This window comes from Pseudomonas ogarae (genome assembly GCF_014268695.2).
Classification (GTDB): Bacteria; Pseudomonadota; Gammaproteobacteria; order Pseudomonadales; family Pseudomonadaceae; genus Aquipseudomonas; species Aquipseudomonas kilonensis.
The window spans coordinates 4411627-4431372 of sequence record NZ_CP077086.1; the positions used below are offsets into that span (position 1 = coordinate 4411627).

General features: G+C 57.8%; 17 protein-coding genes and 1 pseudogene. 11 read left to right on the forward strand and 7 right to left on the reverse strand.

Going from position 1 to position 19746, the window contains the following annotated elements; genetic code table 11:
• The first annotated feature begins 204 nt into the window (after positions 1–204).
• From HU749_RS19210 to gbdR, 8 genes and pseudogenes are all read left to right on the forward strand, one after another.
• Positions 205–1377: a quaternary amine ABC transporter ATP-binding protein gene (locus HU749_RS19210; protein ID WP_079302280.1), complete on the forward strand. Its 1173-nt coding sequence runs from the start codon at positions 205–207 to the stop codon at positions 1375–1377.
• Positions 1378–1407: 30 nt separating this feature from the next.
• A complete protein-coding gene (proW, locus tag HU749_RS19215) occupies positions 1408–2361 on the forward strand; it encodes a glycine betaine/L-proline ABC transporter permease ProW (RefSeq protein ID WP_079302281.1) in 954 nt (317 codons plus the stop codon).
• 53 nt (positions 2362–2414) lie between these two features.
• Entirely contained in the window at positions 2415–3440 is a 1026-nt protein-coding gene (gene proX, locus HU749_RS19220; protein ID WP_079302282.1) for a glycine betaine/L-proline ABC transporter substrate-binding protein ProX, read from the forward strand.
• 56 nt (positions 3441–3496) lie between these two features.
• Positions 3497–5041 carry a dimethylsulfonioproprionate lyase DddP gene (dddP, locus tag HU749_RS19225; RefSeq protein WP_225919103.1) on the forward strand — a complete coding sequence of 515 codons (1545 nt, stop codon included), beginning with the start codon at positions 3497–3499 and terminating at the stop codon, positions 5039–5041.
• The gene (locus HU749_RS19230; protein ID WP_079302284.1) at positions 5038–5994 is read left to right on the forward strand and encodes a GlxA family transcriptional regulator; all 957 of its coding nucleotides are present in this window, start codon (positions 5038–5040) and stop codon (positions 5992–5994) included. Before dddP ends, HU749_RS19230 begins: the two co-directional genes overlap by 4 nt.
• Before the next feature lie 223 nt (positions 5995–6217).
• Positions 6218–7108, forward strand: coding sequence for a 4-hydroxy-tetrahydrodipicolinate synthase (gene dapA / locus HU749_RS19235; RefSeq protein WP_079302285.1), 891 nt, complete (start codon positions 6218–6220; stop codon positions 7106–7108).
• Positions 7109–7131: 23 nt separating this feature from the next.
• The gene (locus tag HU749_RS19240; protein ID WP_079302286.1) at positions 7132–8460 is read left to right on the forward strand and encodes an NAD(P)/FAD-dependent oxidoreductase; all 1329 of its coding nucleotides are present in this window, start codon (positions 7132–7134) and stop codon (positions 8458–8460) included.
• Positions 8441–9469: pseudogene (gbdR, locus tag HU749_RS19245) on the forward strand (choline metabolism transcriptional regulator GbdR); the annotation flags it as partial. The gene HU749_RS19240 and the pseudogene gbdR, both read left to right, overlap by 20 nt.
• A 77-nt stretch (positions 9470–9546) precedes the next feature.
• Here the strand turns inward: gbdR and HU749_RS19250 are convergent.
• The 7 genes from HU749_RS19250 to HU749_RS19280 all read right to left on the reverse strand — a co-directional run bounded on the left by HU749_RS19250 (position 9547) and on the right by HU749_RS19280 (position 15656).
• The gene (locus HU749_RS19250; RefSeq protein WP_079302288.1) at positions 9547–10536 is read right to left on the reverse strand and encodes an isopenicillin N synthase family dioxygenase; all 990 of its coding nucleotides are present in this window, start codon (positions 10534–10536) and stop codon (positions 9547–9549) included.
• 287 nt (positions 10537–10823) lie between these two features.
• The gene (locus tag HU749_RS19255; RefSeq protein ID WP_079302289.1) at positions 10824–11072 is read right to left on the reverse strand and encodes a ribbon-helix-helix protein, CopG family; all 249 of its coding nucleotides are present in this window, start codon (positions 11070–11072) and stop codon (positions 10824–10826) included.
• A 51-nt stretch (positions 11073–11123) separates the two neighbouring features.
• Complete coding sequence (locus tag HU749_RS19260; protein WP_186649771.1) at positions 11124–11759, reverse strand: dimethylsulfonioproprionate lyase family protein; 636 nt, start codon at positions 11757–11759, stop codon at positions 11124–11126.
• 25 nt (positions 11760–11784) lie between these two features.
• Positions 11785–12813 (reverse strand): Ldh family oxidoreductase, encoded by a 1029-nt coding sequence (locus HU749_RS19265; protein WP_186649769.1) that lies wholly within the window; start codon positions 12811–12813, stop codon positions 11785–11787.
• Positions 12814–12871: 58 nt separating this feature from the next.
• The gene (locus tag HU749_RS19270) at positions 12872–13771 is read right to left on the reverse strand and encodes a glycine betaine ABC transporter substrate-binding protein (protein WP_057450052.1); all 900 of its coding nucleotides are present in this window, start codon (positions 13769–13771) and stop codon (positions 12872–12874) included.
• A gap of 200 nt (positions 13772–13971) precedes the next feature.
• Positions 13972–14907: an electron transfer flavoprotein subunit alpha/FixB family protein gene (locus tag HU749_RS19275; protein ID WP_079302292.1), complete on the reverse strand. Its 936-nt coding sequence runs from the start codon at positions 14905–14907 to the stop codon at positions 13972–13974.
• A complete protein-coding gene (locus HU749_RS19280) occupies positions 14907–15656 on the reverse strand; it encodes an electron transfer flavoprotein subunit beta/FixA family protein (RefSeq protein WP_079302293.1) in 750 nt (249 codons plus the stop codon). Before HU749_RS19280 ends, HU749_RS19275 begins: the two co-directional genes overlap by 1 nt.
• A gap of 211 nt (positions 15657–15867) precedes the next feature.
• Between HU749_RS19280 and HU749_RS19285 the strand changes: the two genes are divergently transcribed.
• From HU749_RS19285 to HU749_RS19295, 3 genes are read left to right on the forward strand one after another with little or no spacing between them, the layout of a single operon-like run.
• Positions 15868–17904 carry an NADH:flavin oxidoreductase gene (locus HU749_RS19285; protein WP_079302294.1) on the forward strand — a complete coding sequence of 679 codons (2037 nt, stop codon included), beginning with the start codon at positions 15868–15870 and terminating at the stop codon, positions 17902–17904.
• Positions 17905–17963: 59 nt separating this feature from the next.
• Positions 17964–19088, forward strand: coding sequence for an S-(hydroxymethyl)glutathione dehydrogenase/class III alcohol dehydrogenase (locus HU749_RS19290; RefSeq protein ID WP_079302295.1), 1125 nt, complete (start codon positions 17964–17966; stop codon positions 19086–19088).
• Between the two features lie 43 nt (positions 19089–19131).
• Positions 19132–19515: a VOC family protein gene (locus HU749_RS19295; protein ID WP_046064929.1), complete on the forward strand. Its 384-nt coding sequence runs from the start codon at positions 19132–19134 to the stop codon at positions 19513–19515.
• The last annotated feature ends 231 nt before the right edge of the window (positions 19516–19746 follow it).

Below are 19746 nucleotides of genomic sequence, written 5' to 3' on the forward strand. Positions count from 1 at the left end.
CATTGGACGCCTCATAAAGGTGGCTAATGCCATAACGGGTGCGCATGAGCCAGGGATGACTCAACAGTTCAAGGCAGAACTATGGCGCACCGTAATGACTCACGTTCGGTATTCGAACGGACTGCCAATATGCGCTTGCCCTCCAGCTGTAATAGCGACTGAGACAAGTTAAATATTTGGTCATAAAGATAAGAAGAGGGTCGTATGAGCCATGACGATGAAATTCTTTCGGTAAAAAACATTTTTAAGGTCTTTGGTTCTAATCCAGACATCGCCATGAAAATGCTGCGCAATGGCGCCGACAAGAACGAGATTTTTGATAAAACCGGCCATGTGGTTGGTGTATTTGATGCAAGTTTCTCGGTCAAGCGAGGCGAAATTTTCGTGATCATGGGGCTGTCAGGTTCTGGCAAATCGACCATGGTGCGCCTGTTCAATCGCTTGATCGAACCCACCTCGGGAAGCATTCACCTCAACGGCCGCGAAATTACCGGGCTTTCGGATAAAGCCTTGCTCGATGTGCGGCGCAAGGAAATGGGGATGGTGTTTCAGTCCTTTGCCCTGATGCCCCACATGAGTGTGCTGGAGAACACCGCTTTTGGCCTGGAAATCGCCGGCGAACCGGAGAAGGAACGCCATCTGCGCGCTCGGGAAGCCTTGAGCCAGGTTGGCCTGGCGGGCCATGAGCACAGCTACCCGCATCAATTGTCTGGCGGTATGCAGCAACGTGTGGGACTGGCCAGGGCATTGGCCAACGACCCGACGATCCTGCTGATGGACGAGGCATTTTCGGCCCTCGACCCACTGATCCGCAGCGAGATGCAGGGCGAGCTGATCCGCCTGCAGGCTGAACAACAGCGCACCATCATCTTCATCTCCCACGACATCGAAGAAGCCATTCGCATCGGCCATCGCATCGCGATCATGGAGGGTGGCCGGGTCGTACAGATCGGTACTCCGCAGGAACTGATCAACCAGCCGGCGACGGACTATGTGCGCAACTTCTTCAAGGGGTTCGACAGTTCGAGAGTGCTGACTGCCGGAGATGTGGCTCAACTGGATCCGCAAATGATCTGCCGGGTGAACGGGAAGGCACCCAGTTTCAAAGCAGGCACACCCTATGGCTACCTGATCGACGAGCAAGATCAATTGCTGGGTGTCGTTGATACCGATGGCAACGGCAGCGTAGCGCAGGACGTGGCGGGTCAACGCTACAGCCTGCATGAACAACGCCCCGTCTACCTCGATACACCACTGCATGACGTGCTGGATATCGCCGCGACGCTTCCTTATCCAGTACCGGTGCTTGACCGCGCAGGCGCCCTCAAGGGGACGCTTTCCAAGAGTCAGCTACTTCAAACCCTGAGTCGCCATTAAGCGTCGGTGAAAACAAAAGAGGTAGCCACCATGTCAGATTTCAGCTTTTTAGACCCTTTCCAGTCGGCGATCATCCCCTTGGGTGAATGGGTGCAGAACGCGCTCAACTATCTCGTCCACAATTTCCGGGACGTGTTCAGGGCGGTCCGCTGGCCGATCGACCAAGTCCTCAACGGCGTCGAGTACGTCCTGCAAAGTATCCCCCCGACTATCGGGATCCTGCTGTCGTCGCTGTTGGGTTGGCAACTGGCAGGCAAGCGCATGGCGCTGCTGTGCCTGGTGACCTTGACCTTGCTCGGTTCGATCGGGGTGTGGTCCGAATCCATGACCACACTGGCTCTCGTCCTGACCTCAGTGTTCTTCTGTGCGTTGTTCGGGGTGCCCCTGGGAATTATCAGCGCTCGGAACGATCACCTGGAACGGGCCATAAGACCCGTGCTGGATGCCATGCAGACACTGCCGGCCTTCGTCTATCTGGTACCGGTGGTGATGTTATTCGGCATCGGTAACGTCCCTGGCGTTCTGGTGACCATCGTCTTTGCCCTTCCGCCACTGGTGCGCCTGACCAATTTAGGTATTCGCCAAGTACCCGAAGACAAGATCGAGGCGGCCCGCGCTTTCGGCTGCACGCCCCGGCAGATGCTCATGCGCGTGCAACTGCCATTGGCAATGTCGACCATCATGGCGGGCCTCAACCAAACCCTGATGCTCTCCCTGTCGATGGTGGTCATCGCTTCGATGATCTCTGTCGGTGGACTGGGCCAGATGGTCCTGCGTGGTATCGGTCGCTTGGACATGGGCTTGGCCACCGTAGGGGGAGTCGGGCTGGTGTTGCTCGCAATCTTCCTCGATCGCCTCACACAGGCCATGGGGGAACGCATCAAAGCCGACCCAAGTTTACGCTGGTACCACACCGGTCCGGTCGGGCTTGTCATGCGCCTCTTTGGCTCACGCCAGCCTCCAGCGCAGCGCAAGACTGCTTGAAACTTCGATTACAACTGCCGCACTTCAATAAAAAACAGCGAAAGGTATGTGAAATGTGCGAATTGAAAGTCTCCCGCAACATCCGGCGGTGCATCTCGGCTGTCGCCCTGACCGTCTTGTCATTCCATGCCATAGCCTCGGCGGATAAGCCAGGCGATGGTATATCGGTAACGCCGATCTTTCCTTCCATCGCTGAAGAGCGCTTTCGTGGTGAGATCGCCATGGAGGGGCTGCGTGAGCTGGGGTACAAGGTCAAGGAGCCGAAGGAAACCGAGTACTCCGTCATGATGGTGGCCTTGGGCAGCGGCGACGCGGATTTCACTGTGCACTTGTGGGATAAGCTCCACGACACCTTCTACCAAAAGGCGGGTGGTGACGAGGACATGGTCAAGGCAGGCGACATCATGCCTGGAGTATTGCAGGGCTATCTGATCGATAAAAAGACGGCTGACGCCTACAACATCAAATACCTGACTGACCTCAAGAAGCCAGAGATCGTGAAGCTGTTCGACGTCGACGGCGATGGTAAAGCGGACCTGACCGGCTGCAACCCCGGCTGGGGCTGTGAGCTCACCATTGACCATCACCTCAAGGCCTATGGTCTTGAGAAAACGGTCAACCACAATCGCGGCTCCTACTTCGCGCTGATGGCGGACACCATCACCCGCTACAAACAGGGCCAGCCGATCCTCTATTACACCTGGGTACCTCAGTGGATCGCCGGCGTGTTGGTCGAAGGTAAAGACGTGGTGTGGCTCGAAGTGCCGTACACCGACCTGCCAGGCGGAAACAACAAAGTCGACACCTCCTACAAAGGCAAGAATCTCGGTTTCGCCGTAGACAAGGTAGAGGCGGTACTCAACAGGGACTTCGCCAACAAGAATCCCGCAGCCCTGAAGTTTCTTTCGCAAATGCAGATCAGTACTGACGACGAAAGTGCGCAGAACCTGAGAATGCAAAAGGGTGAGAACAAGCCAGCGGATATCACCCGGCATGCCAAGGAGTGGGTTGCTGCTCACCGTCAGCAATTCGACGCCTGGCTCCAAGCTTCCCGGGCTGCGGCCCAAGCCAGCAAGTAACGGCCCTCCCCCTTCGCCAGGCGCACTTGTGGCCTGGCCACCTAGCCTGGCCTTGAATGACTGACGTGCTGTGTCCGATGGTTATCCAGCCGTCGGTACAGTTGTCCTCAAGGCTGGGTGAAGTGGCGATGTATACCGGTACGTTGATTGCGGTATTCATGCTGGTTTTTTCTTTGCGCCGCTGCTCGACTATCACTCATCCGAGCAGCCCCTTCTGTAATGAAATCAGGATGGGATTCATGACGACTTCACCTTTTTCAATTCCGGCCGGCGCTCGCCGTATCGACCCAGCCAGGCAACGCGCCGTTGCGCTGAAAGCCGACGGCTCCGTCGACGACAACAATCGTGTCGAGATAGGACCTACACCACTGGCTTTCGCGGAGTGGGCCCAATTGGGCCTGGAAGCGCCTCATCTACCGACCCTGCGCCAATATCGACTGCAGCGGATAGTCGACCAACTGGTAGCCCGTGACCTGGGCGGCATCCTGCTGTTTGACCCGCTGAATATCCGCTACGCCACCGACACCACGAACATGCAATTGTGGACAACCCATAATCCCGCGCGAGCATGCTTCGTCGCTGCCAGCGGCCACGTCGTATTGTGGGATTTCCATGGCTGTGATCACCTCTCCGCCCACTTGCCGTTGGTTACCGAGTTACGCAGCGGCGCGTCTTTCTTCTTTTTCGAGACCGGTGAGCACACCGAGCGCCATGCCCGGCATTTCGCAAGCCAAATCGACGAGCTGCTGCGTCAACACGCCGGAACCAATCGACGCCTGGCGGTAGACCGGATTGAAGTCGCAGGGTTGCGGGCACTGGATGCACTTGCGGTGGAGATTTGCAGCGGCCAGGAAGTGACCGAGTTTGCGCGGATGATCAAAGGCCCCGATGAAATCAAGGCGATGCGCTGCGCAGTGGCTTCATGCGAAGCCTCCATCGCCGAAATGCATCAGGCCCTACGAGCAGGAGCGACGGAAAACGATATCTGGGCCGCCCTGCACTCCGGCAACATCCGCCGGGGCGGAGAGTGGATCGAAACACGAATACTCAGCTCCGGCCCACGCACCAATCCGTGGTTCCAGGAGTCCGGCCCACGGGTATTGAACGATGGCGACTTATTGTCGTTCGACACGGACCTGATCGGCACCTACGGCATGTGCGTGGACATGTCCCGCAGTTGGATCTGTGGGGGACTCGAGCCAACAGCCGAACAGAAGCGTCTCTATCGAATTGCCCATGACCACATCATCCACAACACCGAGTTGATAAAGCCAGGCGTACGCTTTACCGAGCTGACCGCCAAGGCGCACCGCCTGCCCGAGTCCTGCCGGGCTCAACGATACGGCGTGCTTTACCACGGTGTCGGCCTGTGTGACGAGTACCCAAGCATTCGCTATCCGGAAGACTTGGAATCCTACGGATACGAAGGTGAGCTACAGCCAGGCATGGCCCTTTGTGTCGAGGCGTATGTGGGTGAAGTGGGTGGGCAGGATGGAATCAAATTGGAGAACCAACTACTGGTCACGCAAACCGGTTATGAGCTGCTCACCCACTACCCTTTCGACGACAGTTTCCTGCTGGATACGAAGCCCACGCCATGAGTCAATCGATTGAGGCCCGCAAAGCATCGAGCGTAGGGTTTCTCCTGCTCGATAACTTCTCCCTGACATGCTTCGCGCAATGCCTGGACGTGCTGATGACTGCAAACCTCATCCAGCCCGGGTCGATAAAAGTCCATACATTCAGTCGCAACGATTGCGAGGTCATCAGCGACCTGGCAATACCCATCAGACCTGATACGCCCCTGACCGATATCAGGATCGCGGCCCTGGATCTGATGGTTGTCTGCGGCGGGCTACGCACGCCCAGAGTCGTCCCTGAAGGGCTGATAAAGCTTCTGAACAAACTCGCCAGCATGCCCATTGTGCTCGGTGGGTTGTGGAATGGTGCCTGGTACCTGGGCAAAGCAGGACTGCTGGATGGCTACCGATGCGCCATCCATGCAGAGCAACGAATAGCCTTATCGGAGTTTTCACCTAACACGACCGTAACCTTGGACACAGGGGTATTTGATCGTGATCGACTCACGGCGTCCAACCCCGCTGGCGCCTTTCAAATCATGATGAAATGGCTTTACGCAGCCCTCGACCCTAAAGTCGCAGACGCTGTGTTTGATCTATTGGATTATCACCAGTCTCGGCTCCGGACCTCGGCCAAGGTTCAAGGTCGTAACGTGACTGCGCCGCTGCAAGAAATAATCAAGCTGATGGAGTGCAATCTAGAAGAGCCGTTAGGCCTGGATCTGCTCGCAGAATGCGTTCGACTTTCCAAGCGTCAGATCCAACGCCTGTTTCGAGAACAAATCAACACGTCCCCGCAACGCTACTACCTGGAGCTACGACTTAAAGAAGCGCGTCGCCTGATACAAAATTCCAAACTGTCAGTCACTGATGTCGCCATTGCCTGCGGTTTCGTCTCGTCCCCTCATTTCAGCAAATGCTATAGCACCTTCTTCGACTGTCCCCCCTCGAAGGAAAATCGCTACGAAATATAGCGTTTGCTGACAGATTGCACGGCTGCGGCCCAGGCTGCCTTCCTGCTCTTTGACAATGAGTGGTGTTGATTCACGAGCCCAGCAGCGATCCCTATTGGCTCGGCGTCAACTTATAACGCAGGGTCATGTATTGACGTGAATAAATGTTACTTTTGCGCCAGCGTTGGCCCCCGTAATCTGCATACAAACCAAAACCGCAACTATTTTAATAACAGGGCACTGTATGAACTTTGATGGCGTGTGGACTCCCGTTGTAACTCCCTTTAATACGTCGGGTTCCGTGGACTTCAGGTCGCTGGAAAACATCATTGACTCACTTATCGCACAAGGCGTGCATGGCCTGATCGTCGGTGGTACGACGGGCGAATACTATGCCTTGTCCCACGATGAACGGCTGGCGCTTTTCGATTTCATCGCCGACTACGCCAAATCGCGTATTCCGTTGATGGCGGGTATCAACGCCACCACCACCCAGGAAAGCCTCACGCTGGGCCTTCATGCAAAAAAAGTGGGCTTCAATGCCATTCTTCTTGCCGCGCCCTACTACTGCCAACCGACACAACAAGAACTGCTGGTCCATGCCTTGAGCGTCGATGACGCGCTCGACATGCCCATCATGCTCTACAACTTTCCGGCCCGAACCGGGACAGAAATGTCGTGGGCGTTCATCAACGGGCTCAAGGGGCGTCCCAACTTCCAGGCCATCAAGGAAAGCACCGGCTCGATTGAACGCATGCACGGCCTGCTCAACGAACACACCGATCAGTTGCAAGTGAGCTGCGGCATGGATGACCAGGTGCTGGAGTTTTTCACTTGGGGCGCCCGTAGCTGGGTCGCCGGCGCGTCCAACTTCCTTGCGCCAGAACATGTCGCGCTGTACCAGGCGTGTGTCGTGGAAAAGGACATGATCAAAGGTCGTGAACTGGCTACCCGTTTGCTGCCGATGCTCAACCTGCTCGAACAAGGCGGCAAGTTCTGCCAGTACATCAAGCACGGCTGCGAATTGGCCGGCCAGCCGGTGGGTGTGACCCGCCTGCCTTTGCAACCGCTCAGCGATGCAGAGAAAAGCGCATTCAAGATTGTTTATGAACAGCTGACGGCTCATCGCGCCTGACACATACGGCGGAGGCGTTTGCCATGCAGCTTCAGTGTAATTTCCTACCTCAAAACGATGGTCAACCCGGTTGGTACGAAACGCTGCCACCCCCCGCGCCCAGCAACCCGCTCAAAGGCGCCGTCAGGGCCGACTGGGCGGTGCTCGGCGCAGGCCTGGCGGGCTTGGCTGCCGCCCGGAGACTGGCCGAACTTCTACCCGAGGCGTCGATTGCGTTGATCGACGCCAAGCGGGTCGGTTTCGGTGCGGCCGGACGCAACTCCGGCTTCATGGTGGACTTGCCCCATGATCTGACGTCCCACAGCTACACCTCCGACCGGACCGCCGACCAGCGAATCATTCGGTTGAGCCGTGGCGGCATCGATTTCATGCGCCAGATCGTCCAGCGCGAAGGCATCGAGTGTGATTGGCGCGAGCAGGGCAAGTTGCATGGCGCCGTCAACCCACAAGGCATCGCCGCTCTTGAGTCCTTTGCCAAAGGGCTGAGCGGATTGGGGGAACCCTACACGATGCTCGATGCCGCACGGATGAAAGCGATCACCGGTACCGACTTCTACAAATCGGGGCTGCATGCCCCCGGTTGCGTACTCGTTCAACCCGCCGCGTTATGCAGGGGCCTGGCGCAATCGTTGCCGGCGAACGTCACGTTGTATGAAGACAGCCCTGTATTGAACATTGAGCTTGGCAAACCTCATGCGCTGACTACCGCCCAAGGCGTGCTTTCGGCGCCACGCATGGTCATGGCCAACAATGCCTACGCGGCACCGTTCGGCCAGCTTGGACTCAAGGGTCGGTTGCTGCCCGTCTACACCTACGCCAGCCTGACCCGAGAGCTGACCGCCGAGGAACAGGCCCGCCTGGGCGGCGAGCAAAGCTGGGGGCTCATTCCCGCCGACCCGCTGGGCACCACCGTGCGCAGGCTCGCCAATGGCCGGATTTGCATCCGCAACTCCTTCACTTACAACCCTCGCCTGGCAGCGAGTCCCCGTACGCTTGAGCGTGTACGCCACGCTCACCGCCATTCCTTCGAGGCACGTTTTCCAATGTTGCCGGGCGTGCAGTTCGAATACACCTGGGGCGGCGCACTGTGCATTTCGCGCAACTCCGGATCGGTCTTCGGCGAGATCGCCCCGGACGTGTTCAGCGCCGTGTGCTGCAACGGCTTGGGCCTGACCCGCAGCACCGTGGCAGGCAAACTGATCGCCGAATACGCCGTGGGAATGGACAGTGAGCTGCTGGACATCATGCTCGATCAACCCGACCCCTGCTGGAATCCACCGGAACCTTTCCTGGGCCTGGGGCTGCGCTCTTCCATTGCCTGGAAAGAGTGGCATGCAGGTGCGGAACTCTGATTGTTTGAACGCTTGGATATGCCCCCAAGAGGAGCACAATACCGTGTCTACTTCGCAGGGCCCTGCCCCACGATCCATCGGATTCCTTTTGTTGGATGATTTCACGTTCATCTCGCTGGCATCGGCCATAGAACCCTTGCGAATGGCCAATCAGCTCTCCGGCAGAGAGTTGTATCGATGGCTCACCCTGGGCAAGGACGCAAAACCTGTGCGTGCCAGTGCCGGCTTGCAAATAACGCCCGACGCGAAAATGGAAGACGCCTCGACGTTAAGTACCGTGATCGTGTGCGGTGGGATGGGTATTCAGAACAGCGTAAGCCCTGAACAGGTGCTTTGGTTGCAACACCAGGCCCACCTGGGCGTCCGACTGGGTGCCATCTGCACAGGAAGCTGGGCCTTGGCCAAGGCCGGGCTGCTGGAGGGACACAGGTGCAGTGTTCATTGGCAATGCCTGGCGGCGATGCGCGAAGCCTTTCCTGGAGCAGAGACCACTTCACACCTGTTCTCTATCGATAGAAATCACTTGACCTCTGCCGGCGGCACGGCGCCGATGGACATGATGTTGCACTTGATCAGGAGCGAACACGGTCGTGAATTGGCAGCCGCAATCTCCGATATGTTCATGTACGAACGCATGCGAGATGATCAGGATCACCAACGGATACCGCTCAAGCACACACTTGGCGAAAATCAACCCAGGCTACAAGCGGCCATCCTGTTGATGGAGGCCAATCTGGATGCGCCCCTCGAGCTCAATGCGCTGGCCTTCAAGGTCGGCGTTTCACGTCGCCAGCTGGAGAGACTGTTTCATAAGTATTTGAACCTTTCTCCGGCGCGCTATTACCTCAAGCTGCGTTTAGTCCGGGCACAACAGTTGTTGAAGCAGACCTCATCGCCCGTCCTGAAAATAGGCACGTTGTGCGGCTTTGGTTCAGCTGCACAGTTCACCAGAAGCTATCGTGGGTATTTTGGTGTGGCACCTCGGGATGAACGTACTTCGTCGAATACCTATGGGTAACCCCAACACCTCCCGGGACAATCACCGTCTCTAGGCAGACGGTGAGCGGGTTCCACCCATGGTTGGCGTTAGACGGCCTCGACAGCCTGCAGGTGGGCGTAGCTGGCGACAAAGCGACTGTATTTGTGTTGGCCACAGGTGTAGGGCGTGTATTTGGCCGGGTTGCTGACGCTAATGCAGGTCGCCACGGTCTCGACAGCCGCGTCGAAGTCCAGGTCGATGAAGAATGGAATGGAATACCGTTCGACACCGCTGGTATTGATGACGCGGTGCATCGTCGACGTGTAGCGATCATTCGTCAGGGTTTGCACCAGGTCACCGATGTTGACAATGAACGTATCTTCCACCGGTGGAGCGCTTACCCATTCCCCCGCGCGATTGCGTACTTGCAAGCCGCCGACCTTGTCCTGGAAAAGGATCGTCAGAAAACCATAGTCCGTATGCGCTCCGATCCCGATTTCCTTTTGTGAAATTTCGCCACTCTGCGAGGGGTAGTGCAACAAGCGCTGGATGGTGATCGGTTTGCGTTGCAGTTTTTCAAAGTAGTCCGCTGGCAGATCAAGGCTCAGGGCAATGGCGCTGATGAGCTGACGCGCCAAGTCAAGCATTGCACTATGGTAGGCGTCGCAGACATCCGAAAATTTCGGAAGCTCGGTCGGCATCAAGTTCGCCCCGAAGAAAGGCGACACTTCGTCGTAGTGGGCGCCGTAGTCGAAGCATTCCTTGAAATCGCGGGTATTTTCCGGATCGACGTTTTCCGCGTACATGGGAATGTAGCCGCGAAGCGTGGGACCTGAATTGACCACGTTCAGCTTATTCTTTTTATCAAAAGGCATGGCGAAGAAGCCTTTCGTCTGGGCATACATCGCGTCGATCAAGGCGCGAGATACTCCATGATTCTTGATATAGAAAAAACCAACTTTCTCGCAAGTTTCGCCAATCTGGCGCGAGACTTTTTGCGGGTCGCTCCCATCGAGTAACGGTGCGATGTCAATAAAGGGAATTTCTTCGAATGCGGTCTGCTTGCTTACAAGCCTGGTATCGGTCATCTGAACCATCGGTCGATCCTCAACGAAAGTGCCGTGTTTTAATTATCCTGAAGCGAGTTGTAGCTTTTGGGATCAAGCGTGTTCATCTTGATCTCGTATGCTGAAGTTATTGTTCAGGACTGAACAGGCACTAACAAACCATTTTTCATTCGACACTCATGAGAAAAAATCAATCATGAGAACAAGACCACGCCTATATCTTTCGATGCTATATGTCTGGCAGTTCACGGTTTGGTTAAGTCAGGTTTCGTCAGTCATCGTTCGACTTGGCAGACCCAGGGTATGCATTTCTGTCATCAAGTCATTTCATCGGTACTGCAATCTTTGCGAAGTCGTCGTGCGATGCTGTGGCGCCGCGTATCTTTTTCCAGAAATTCGACCGCTATAAGCTCTTCGATGCCAGCCCCGGCCTCCACTTTTTCAATAAAATTAAGAATGGCTTTCCTCATGAACCAATGGGAGGTTCGATCCAACTTAGCCGACGCAGACTTCAGCCTGGCCCGCGTTTCTTCGTCCAACTTGATGCCCTGCGTGGTAACCGCCATATCTCATCCTCTCAATCGCTACCCGGGTTCATTTACTCTTATAACGAGGCACTAATGCATCAAGCCCCACAATGCCAGAAGTGGAACGTCCGTCGACTTCATTGCATGGACACACGATGGCGGGTTGAAAACCAAACCTCCTGACCCGGGACTCCACCACCCCACGTCCGCCCGATACCAGTCCCCCGGCGAAAGAACGAGATAGAACTCGGCAGGCGGGTGTTGGTGATAGGGATAACGGGTCTCGGGCATCATCAGCGCCAACCCCAAGGTCAAGGTGGAACATTCAAATAGCGCCCCAGGGCCGGCGATCATCCCGTGGCGATGCCGCTCCACGAAAGCGCTGTCCTGGTCGGCCCGGGCCTGGCGGTTTATCCAGGGAAGATGGGGCAAGAGCGTGCCCAGCGCAGCCAGTATCGATATCAGGTCATCATCGGTCCTGGGCGCAGCGTCAAGCGCCTCGGATAGATGGCGTTCCAAATAACCTGGTAGCGCATTTGAAGCCTGCGCATTCTTCCTGATATGCCATTGGGCCGTACTTAGAGACGCGGCATGTGCTGGCGCCTCATCGCAACCGCAGCCCGACAGGACACCCTGAACCGAACGCCTGAGCGACTCCCCGCTACGGATAATGTCCTGATCCCACGATGGATCTTCAGTGCTGTTTATCATCGCTTTCGATCCCATTTCCCGAGCAACATATCGAACTGGCTTACAGACGGCTCAGCTGTTCCAACAGGTCAACGGGAACACTGATCCCATCATTCTGTGCGGTGAGTGTTGAGTGTTGCCGTTCCCATCCCGGCCTGTGGACGCCCATCTGCGTCAGGCGGGTCAGTTGGCTGGAAAGTCGCTGTTCAAACCCGCTTGAAAAGAATGCCGGCGCCAGGAGCAGGATCAACAGGCCACAGCCAGGCGTCTGGGTTCCTTGATTGAAAGCCGGCGCATCCAACGACCAGTTGGCACCTGTGAGCCCCGCCGCCAGGACCTCGACCATGAGCATCAGATTGGCCCCACGATGACCACCAAAAGGCAGCAGCGCACCGCTCAACGCCGCCAAGGCATTACGTGTGCCGTTGCCCTTTTGGTCCACCGCCCAACCATCAGGGATGTCGCTGCCCGTCGAAGCGGCGTGGGCGATATTCACGAATGCCGCGGCACTGCACGCCTGGTCGAACATCAGCGGGATGCCGTCGGCTGAGGGCGCAGCAAATGAAAGCGGATTGGTCGAGTAGGTCTTGCTCTTGGCACCAGGAACGGCAACCAGCGCCGGCCCGTTTGCGACCGCCAACGCAATCAGCCCGGCCTGGGCAAACCGCAACGTGTAGTCACCCAGCTCGCCACTGGTGAAACTGTTGCACTGGCTCAGCGTGGCCATGCCATTGGCGTGCGCGGCATGGCACAACGAATCGAAGCATCGATCTACGCCAAGCTGGGCAATTCCGCCTCGGGCATCGGACTTGAGGATAATCGCGCCAGCGCGAGAGATGCGTGGTTCGGCACGTGGATTGATTCGTCCGGAAGAAAAGCCCGGCAAGTAATCGGCGAGGTGCCGAAACCCCACGGCCTGGTTACCGCGCGCTTGCGCCGCTACGGTGGCGTGGGCCAATGAGTTGGCAACCGCGGGTGAGCAGCCCTTCGATTCACAGAGATGCTTCACCCAGTCGACCGCCTCATCCAGGGTAAAGCGACGATAGGCTGTGGTTTTCAAGGGTATCGCCTGAATGTTCGTTCGATGCATCCGATGCCCTTCACGCAGGACATCGGACTGCAACTCAACTATTGAATAGCAGCAGCCATTACTGGGACGGTGTCGCGGAGGCGGTCTGGCTGCCGAACATCGCCTCGAAGCGAGGCTTGTTGGCGGCGTAGTACTCTGCAACGACCTTGTCTGCCGAACTGTCACGAGCGGTCGACATCAACTTCTCAAGGTCAGCCTTGGGGATCTTGAAGTTGGCGAAGAAGCGGGCGACATCGGGGTGTTCGGCACTGAAGCCTTTGCGGGCAACCGCGTGAATTTGTTCGGCACCACCGAAAATCTGCTTCGGATCATCCAGGTAGCGCAGCGGCCACTTGGCGAACATCCAGTGCGGACTCCAGGCGTTGATCAACGACCATTTGTCACGCTTGAGGTTGCGATCCAGCTCGCTCAACATCCCGGACTCTGAAGAGGCGACCATTTTATAACCATCAAGCTTATATTCCTTGATGGCCTTTTCCGTCAGTTTGTACTGACCATTGCCCACTTCCGACGTCAGGATCTTGCCGCCCAGTTTTTCCCGTACTTCAGGCTTGTTGAGGTCTTCGACACTGGCGATCTCACTGGTAGGAATGGACGTTGGCACCGCCATGCCGATCCGACCTTCATACAGCACGCCGAGGTCTTCGAGCTTGTCCTGGTATTTGTCGTAGAACGCCTTGTGAGTGCTCGGCAGCCAGACCATCGGAATCAAGTCGATATTGCCGTTGGCCAGGGCCTGGAACTGAATGCCAATATCGGCGAGTACCAATTTGACCGGTTGCTTCAAGTGGTCGCGCAATGCCGTATCTGCCAGCTTTACAGCGATTTCCGTATCCGACCAATTCACCCATCCAATACGGATAGGCGTGGGTTCCTCGGCGTGAGCCGTCAGGCTACCGGCGGCCATCGCCAGGCCTGCAAGCCAGCCGATACAAGTTTTACTGGATAACGTAATCATGGTGCATCTCCGCGTACTGTATTAATAGTTATTGGCAGGGCAGCAGAAGAATTAACTCCCCTCATAAAAGCAGAGTGCCATTACACCCTCAAGGGATTTTAAGTTATGCATGGATAAGTTTTAGTTATACGAAAACCCTTCATGTATTCAGGTCGTTCGGCCCTCCTCCGCCATTTGGCGGAGCTTATAAATGTCAGTACTCACAATGCTTTTTCGAGCGCCGGCAAGGCCTCGAACAAATCCGCCACCAACATGTAATCCGCCACCTGGGCAATCGGCGCCTCGGCGTCCTGGTTGATCGCAACAATGACCTTTGAGCCGCTCATGCCCGCCAAATGTTGAATGGCGCCGCTGATACCCGCTGCGATGTAAAGCTCTGGCGCGACGATTTTCCCCGTCTGCCCGACCTGCAAATCATTGGGGGCAAACCCCGAATCCACCGCGGCACGCGAGGCCCCTACGGCACCACCGAGCTTGTCGGCCACACGCTCGATCAAGGCGAAATGTTCCTTGGATTGCATACCGCGGCCACCGGAAACAACGACGCGGGCGCTCGACAGGTCGGGTCTTTCGCTGGCCGTCAGTTGTTCGCTCACGAAACGCACGTTGCTTGCGCTTTGCCCGCCCTCCACCGCCGCCACTTCGCAACGATGTTCATGGGACAAGGCCTGGGCGAACGCCGAGGCACGAACGGTAAGCAACTTGATCGGGTCAAGGGACTGCACCGTGGCGATGGCATTGCCGGCATAAATGGGGCGCTGGAAGGTGTCCGCCGAGACAATCTGGGTGACGTCGGACAGCATGCCCACATCCAGGCTGGCCGCGACCCGTGGCAACACATTGCGGCCCATGCTGCTGGCGTCGGCAACGACGTGCGTATACCCCTCGGCCACCAGTGAAGTGATCAGCGGTTGGGCATTTTCAGCCAGGGCGTTTTCGAACATCGCACCCTGTGCGAGCAGCACCCGGTCCAGGCCCTGGGCCAGTGCTGCCTGTTGCGCCACTGCCGACGCGTCCGTCCCGCCCATCACCAGCAAATCCGTCTCGGCACCCAGCGCCATGGCGGCGGTCACGGCACTCCACGTACCCGCCGTCAACTGACCTGCACTGTGCTCGGCGATCACCAATGTGCGCATCAAATCACCCCCGCAACGTTTTTCAATTTATCCACCAGCTCGGCCACCGAACCGACGTTGATGCCCGCTTTGCGCACCACCGGCGGGACGACCCCTAACAATCGAGCGTGTTCCTTCACGCTCGCGCCCAAGGTGTCAGCAGCAATGATTTCCAGCGGTTTTTTCTTGGCTTTCATGATGTTCGGCAACGAGGCGTAGCGCGGTTGATTCAGGCGCAAGTCGCAGGTCACCACGGCCGGCATGGCGAGGGCGAGCACCTGGCTGCCCCCGTCCACCTCACGCTCGACCACCCATTGCCCGTCGACATGATTGACCGCTGAGGCGTAAGTGGCCTGACCGCTGCCGATCAACTGCGCGACCATTTGCCCGACCTGGTTGTTTTCCTGGTCGATTGCCTGTTTGCCGAACAGGATCAGTTGCGGCTTTTCCTGATCGATCACTTTGCTCAAATACTTGGCGACGTTGAGCGGCTCGAGTAGCGCACTCGTCTCGACCAGCAGCGCCCGGTCCGCACCGAGTGCCAATGCCGTGCGCAGTTGTTCCTGGGCGGCCGAAGTGCCCACCGAGACCACCACCACTTCGGATACCTGCCCCTTCTCCTTGAGGCGAATCGCCTCCTCCACCGCGATTTCGCAGAAAGGGTTCAAGGCCATTTTCACGCCATTGAGTTCAACGTCTGAACCGTCAGCCTTCACCCGGACTTTCACATTCGGGTCGATGGCGCGTTTTACCGCAACGAGCACTTTCATAGTTCTTTGCATAGCCCCCTTGCACTCTGGATCGATGCGGGATGACCGACCGGATACGCCGGATCACCCCTGTTTCGACTGGATGGTAATCCTGGTTTTTCCGCCACGCAAGAAAAATGTACACCTGTGTCTCAATCGTTGACACACATGAACATTCGACATACCGTTATGTCAAACCAAGCCTGATGTTCTGTTCCCGGAGCGCAACACCATGTCCAGCGATCCTCTGCTGCAGCCCTATAAGATCAAACACCTGACCCTCAAAAACCGGATCATGACTACCTCCCATGAGCCCGCTTATCCTGTCGACGGCATGCCGAAGGATCTGTACCGCGCCTACCACGTTGAACGCGCCAAGGCCGGTGTGGCGCTGACCATGACGGCGGGCTCCGCCGCCGTTTCCCGGGACAGCCCGCCGGTGTTCAACAACGTGCTGGCGTACAAGGACGAAGTGGTCAAATGGATGAAGGACCTGACTGACGAATGCCACGAACACGGCGCGGCGGTGATGATCCAGCTGACCCACCTGGGACGGCGCACACGCTGGGACAAGGCCGACTGGCTCCCAGTCGTATCGCCTTCCCATCGTCGCGAAGCGTCCCACCGGGCCTTCCCGAAAAAGATGGAAGAATGGGACATCGACCGGATCATCAAGGATTACGTGGACGCCGCCGAACGCATGAAGGCCGCCGGTCTCGATGGGTTGGAACTGCAGGCCTACGGGCACCTCATGGATCAGTTCTGGTCGCCACTGACCAACGATCTCGATGGCCCCTACGGTGGTTCGCTGGAAAACCGGATGCGCTTCACTTTTGATGTGTTACGCGGCATTCGCCAGCGTTGTGGCGAGGATTTCCTGCTCGGGGTGCGCTACACCGGTGACGAAGACCTGCCCGGCGGCTTCGGTGCCAGCGATGGCCTGCAGATCTCCCACATGCTCAAGGACAGTGGGCTGGTGGACTTCCTCAACGTCGTTCGCGGACATATCGACACCGATGCCGGTCTCACCGACGTGATTCCGATCCAGGGCATGCGCAACTCGCCGCACCTGGATTTTGCCGGCGAGATTCGTTCAGCCACCGGTTTCCCGACGTTCCATGCGGCCAAGATCCCGGACGTCGCCACGGCGCGACACGCCATCGCCTCCGGCAAGGTGGACATGATCGGCATGACCCGGGCGCACATGACCGACCCGCACATCGTGCGCAAGATCATCGAAAAGCGCGAAGAGGAAATCCGTCCCTGCGTCGGCGCCAACTATTGCCTGGACCGCATCTATCAGGGCGGCGCGGCGTATTGCATCCACAACGCCGCCACTGGCCGCGAAACCACCATGCCCCACGAAATCCCCAAGGCGTCGGTCAAGCGCAAGGTGGTGGTGATCGGCACCGGCCCGGCGGGCCTGGAGGCGGCACGGGTGGCCGGGGAGCGTGGCCACGACGTCACGGTGTTCGAAGTGGCGGATCAGCCCGGTGGACAGATCCGCTTGACCGCGCAGAGCGAGCGTCGCCGCGAGATGATCAGCATCATCGACTGGCGCATGGCGCAATGCGAACGACTGGGCGTGAAGTTCCAGTTCAACACCTGGGCCGAAGCCGAGACCGTTATGGCCGAGTCGCCGGACGTGGTGATCGTCGCCACCGGCGGCTTGCCCCATACCGAGGTACTCAAGCAGGGCAATGAACTGGTGGTGTCGACCTGGGACATCATTTCCGGCGACGTCAAGCCCGGCCAGAACGTGCTGATCTTCGACGATGCCGGCGACCACGCGGCGTTGCAGGCGGCCGAGGTCATCGCCAACAGCGGTGCGAAACTGGAAATCGTCACGCCGGACCGGTCGTTTGCGCCGGAGGTGATGGCGATGAACCTGGTGCCTTACATGCGCAGCCTGCAAGACCTGAACGTTACCTTCACGGTCACCTATCGGGTCGACTCCGTGGAGAAGCGCGACGGTCAGTTGGTGGCCAACTTCGGCAGCGATTACGGCCAGGTGCACAAGCAGCGCGTGGTCGATCAGGTGGTGGTCAACCACGGCACCCTGCCCCTGGACGATTTGTACTTCGAACTGCGCCCGCATTCGAGCAATAACGGCGCGGTGGAACAGCACGACCTGATCGCCGGGAAAACCCAGAATATCGTGACCAACCCGCAGGGTCGTTTCCAGCTGTTCCGGATCGGCGACGCGGTGTCGGCGCGTAATACCCACGCGGCCATCTACGATGCGCTGCGGCTGGTCAAGGACATCTGAAGTCATGCCCCTGATCCTGGATCAGGGGCCATTTTTCCTATTCGACACGAGGCTCTTCCATGTCAGCACAGACCTTGAAATCAAGGGCTGCGGTCGCATTCGCGCCCAATGAACCGTTGCGGTTGGTCACCATCGATGTAGCGCCGCCCAAGGCCGGTGAAGTCCGGGTTCGCATCATCGCCACTGGCGTTTGCCATACCGACGCTTTCACCCTTTCGGGCAGCGATCCCGAAGGCATTTTCCCCACGGTGCTGGGGCATGAGGGCGGCGGTGTCGTCGAGTCCGTCGGCGAAGGCGTGACGTCGCTGCAAGTCGGCGACCACGTGATCCCGCTCTACACCGCTGAATGTCGGCAGTGCAAATTCTGCCTCTCGGGCAAGACCAACCTCTGCCAGGCCGTCAGGGCCACCCAGGGCAAAGGCTTGATGCCCGATGGCACCTCGCGTTTTTCCTATGAAGGCCAACCGCTGTTCCATTACATGGGCTGCTCGACTTTTTCCGAATACACGGTGCTGCCGGAAATTTCCCTGGCGAAGATTTCAAAAGACGCGCCGCTGGATCAGGTTTGCCTGCTCGGCTGCGGGGTGACCACGGGGATTGGCGCGGTACTCAATACGGCAAAAGTCGAAGCGGGTGCCAGCGTGGCGATCTTCGGGTTGGGCGGTATCGGCCTGGCCGCGATCATCGGCGCAAAAATGGCCAATGCCGGACGCATCCTGGCCATCGATATCAACCCAGCCAAGCGCGACGTTGCCCTGTCATTGGGCGCAACGGACTTCATCAACCCCAAGGACGATGACCGCCCCATCCAGGACGTGATCGTCGAACTCACCGACGGTGGCGTGGATTACTCCTTCGAATGCGTCGGCAATGTGCAACTGATGCGCGCGGCGCTGGAGTGCTGCCACAAGGGTTGGGGCGAGTCGATCATCATCGGTGTGGCCGGTGCCGGCCAGGAAATCAGCACCCGCCCGTTCCAGCTCGTCACTGGTCGCGTATGGCGCGGCAGTGCCTTCGGCGGCGTGAAGGGCCGCACCGAACTGCCCAGTTATGTAGAGAAGGCCAGCCGGGGGGAAATCCCGCTGGAAACCTTCATCACCCACAACATGCCCCTGGACAAGATCAACGACGCCTTCGAGTTGATGCACACAGGGCAAAGCATTCGCACCGTCATTCATTTCTGAGTGTCGGTCGATCGTCCAACTACCCCATAGAAAGGAAACCAAGATGTCTGTTTTTACCCATGTCACCGTCGGCACCAACAACCTGGCAAAAGCACGTGCGTTCTATGACGCCACCTTGAAGGAAATCGGCCTCAAGCGTGTTGCCGATCTCAGCGATGCCGGTTCCATCTGGGGCGTCGATAAGCCTTCGTTCTTTGTACTCAACCCGGCCAATGGCAGTCCGGCGACCATTGGTAACGGTGTTACGGTGAGCTTCGAGGCACCGAACCGTGCTGCGGTTCTGGCGTTCCATACGGCTGCGTTGGCGAACGGTGGCGTATGTGAAGGCCTGCCTGGGCCGCGCGGTTGGGCGGACAACGCCTATGCGGCTTATGCTCGGGATCTGGATGGGAACAAGCTGGCGGTGTATTGCTTCAAGGCTGAATAGGATTTGAGGTTGGCTTGAGGAAAACGGCGCCTTTCGTTTTTTGGAGGAGTGCCGTTTTTTATCTGGGGGTGGGGTTGCTCGCGAAAGCGGTGTCACAGTCAATGAATATGCTGGATGTGCTGGCCTCTTCGCGAGCAAGCCCGCTCCCACAAAGGGTTTGTGTTGGGCATGGATGTCGTGTCCGCTGAAGATCAAATGTGGGAGCGAGCCTGCTCGCGATGCGGTGGTGGC

Coding starts and splice junctions, on each gene's coding strand:
- HU749_RS19210 (WP_079302280.1), top strand. CDS start 205: ATGAGCCATGACGATGAAATTCTTTCGGTAAAAAACATTTTTAAGGTC.
- proW (WP_079302281.1), top strand. CDS start 1,408: ATGTCAGATTTCAGCTTTTTAGACCCTTTCCAGTCGGCGATCATCCCC.
- proX (WP_079302282.1), top strand. CDS start 2,415: ATGTGCGAATTGAAAGTCTCCCGCAACATCCGGCGGTGCATCTCGGCT.
- dddP (WP_225919103.1), top strand. CDS start 3,497: ATGACTGACGTGCTGTGTCCGATGGTTATCCAGCCGTCGGTACAGTTG.
- HU749_RS19230 (WP_079302284.1), top strand. CDS start 5,038: ATGAGTCAATCGATTGAGGCCCGCAAAGCATCGAGCGTAGGGTTTCTC.
- dapA (WP_079302285.1), top strand. CDS start 6,218: ATGAACTTTGATGGCGTGTGGACTCCCGTTGTAACTCCCTTTAATACG.
- HU749_RS19240 (WP_079302286.1), top strand. CDS start 7,132: ATGCAGCTTCAGTGTAATTTCCTACCTCAAAACGATGGTCAACCCGGT.
- HU749_RS19250 (WP_079302288.1), bottom strand. CDS start 10,536: ATGGTTCAGATGACCGATACCAGGCTTGTAAGCAAGCAGACCGCATTC.
- HU749_RS19255 (WP_079302289.1), bottom strand. CDS start 11,072: ATGGCGGTTACCACGCAGGGCATCAAGTTGGACGAAGAAACGCGGGCC.
- HU749_RS19260 (WP_186649771.1), bottom strand. CDS start 11,759: ATGGGATCGAAAGCGATGATAAACAGCACTGAAGATCCATCGTGGGAT.
- HU749_RS19265 (WP_186649769.1), bottom strand. CDS start 12,813: ATGCATCGAACGAACATTCAGGCGATACCCTTGAAAACCACAGCCTAT.
- HU749_RS19270 (WP_057450052.1), bottom strand. CDS start 13,771: ATGATTACGTTATCCAGTAAAACTTGTATCGGCTGGCTTGCAGGCCTG.
- HU749_RS19275 (WP_079302292.1), bottom strand. CDS start 14,907: ATGCGCACATTGGTGATCGCCGAGCACAGTGCAGGTCAGTTGACGGCG.
- HU749_RS19280 (WP_079302293.1), bottom strand. CDS start 15,656: ATGAAAGTGCTCGTTGCGGTAAAACGCGCCATCGACCCGAATGTGAAA.
- HU749_RS19285 (WP_079302294.1), top strand. CDS start 15,868: ATGTCCAGCGATCCTCTGCTGCAGCCCTATAAGATCAAACACCTGACC.
- HU749_RS19290 (WP_079302295.1), top strand. CDS start 17,964: ATGTCAGCACAGACCTTGAAATCAAGGGCTGCGGTCGCATTCGCGCCC.
- HU749_RS19295 (WP_046064929.1), top strand. CDS start 19,132: ATGTCTGTTTTTACCCATGTCACCGTCGGCACCAACAACCTGGCAAAA.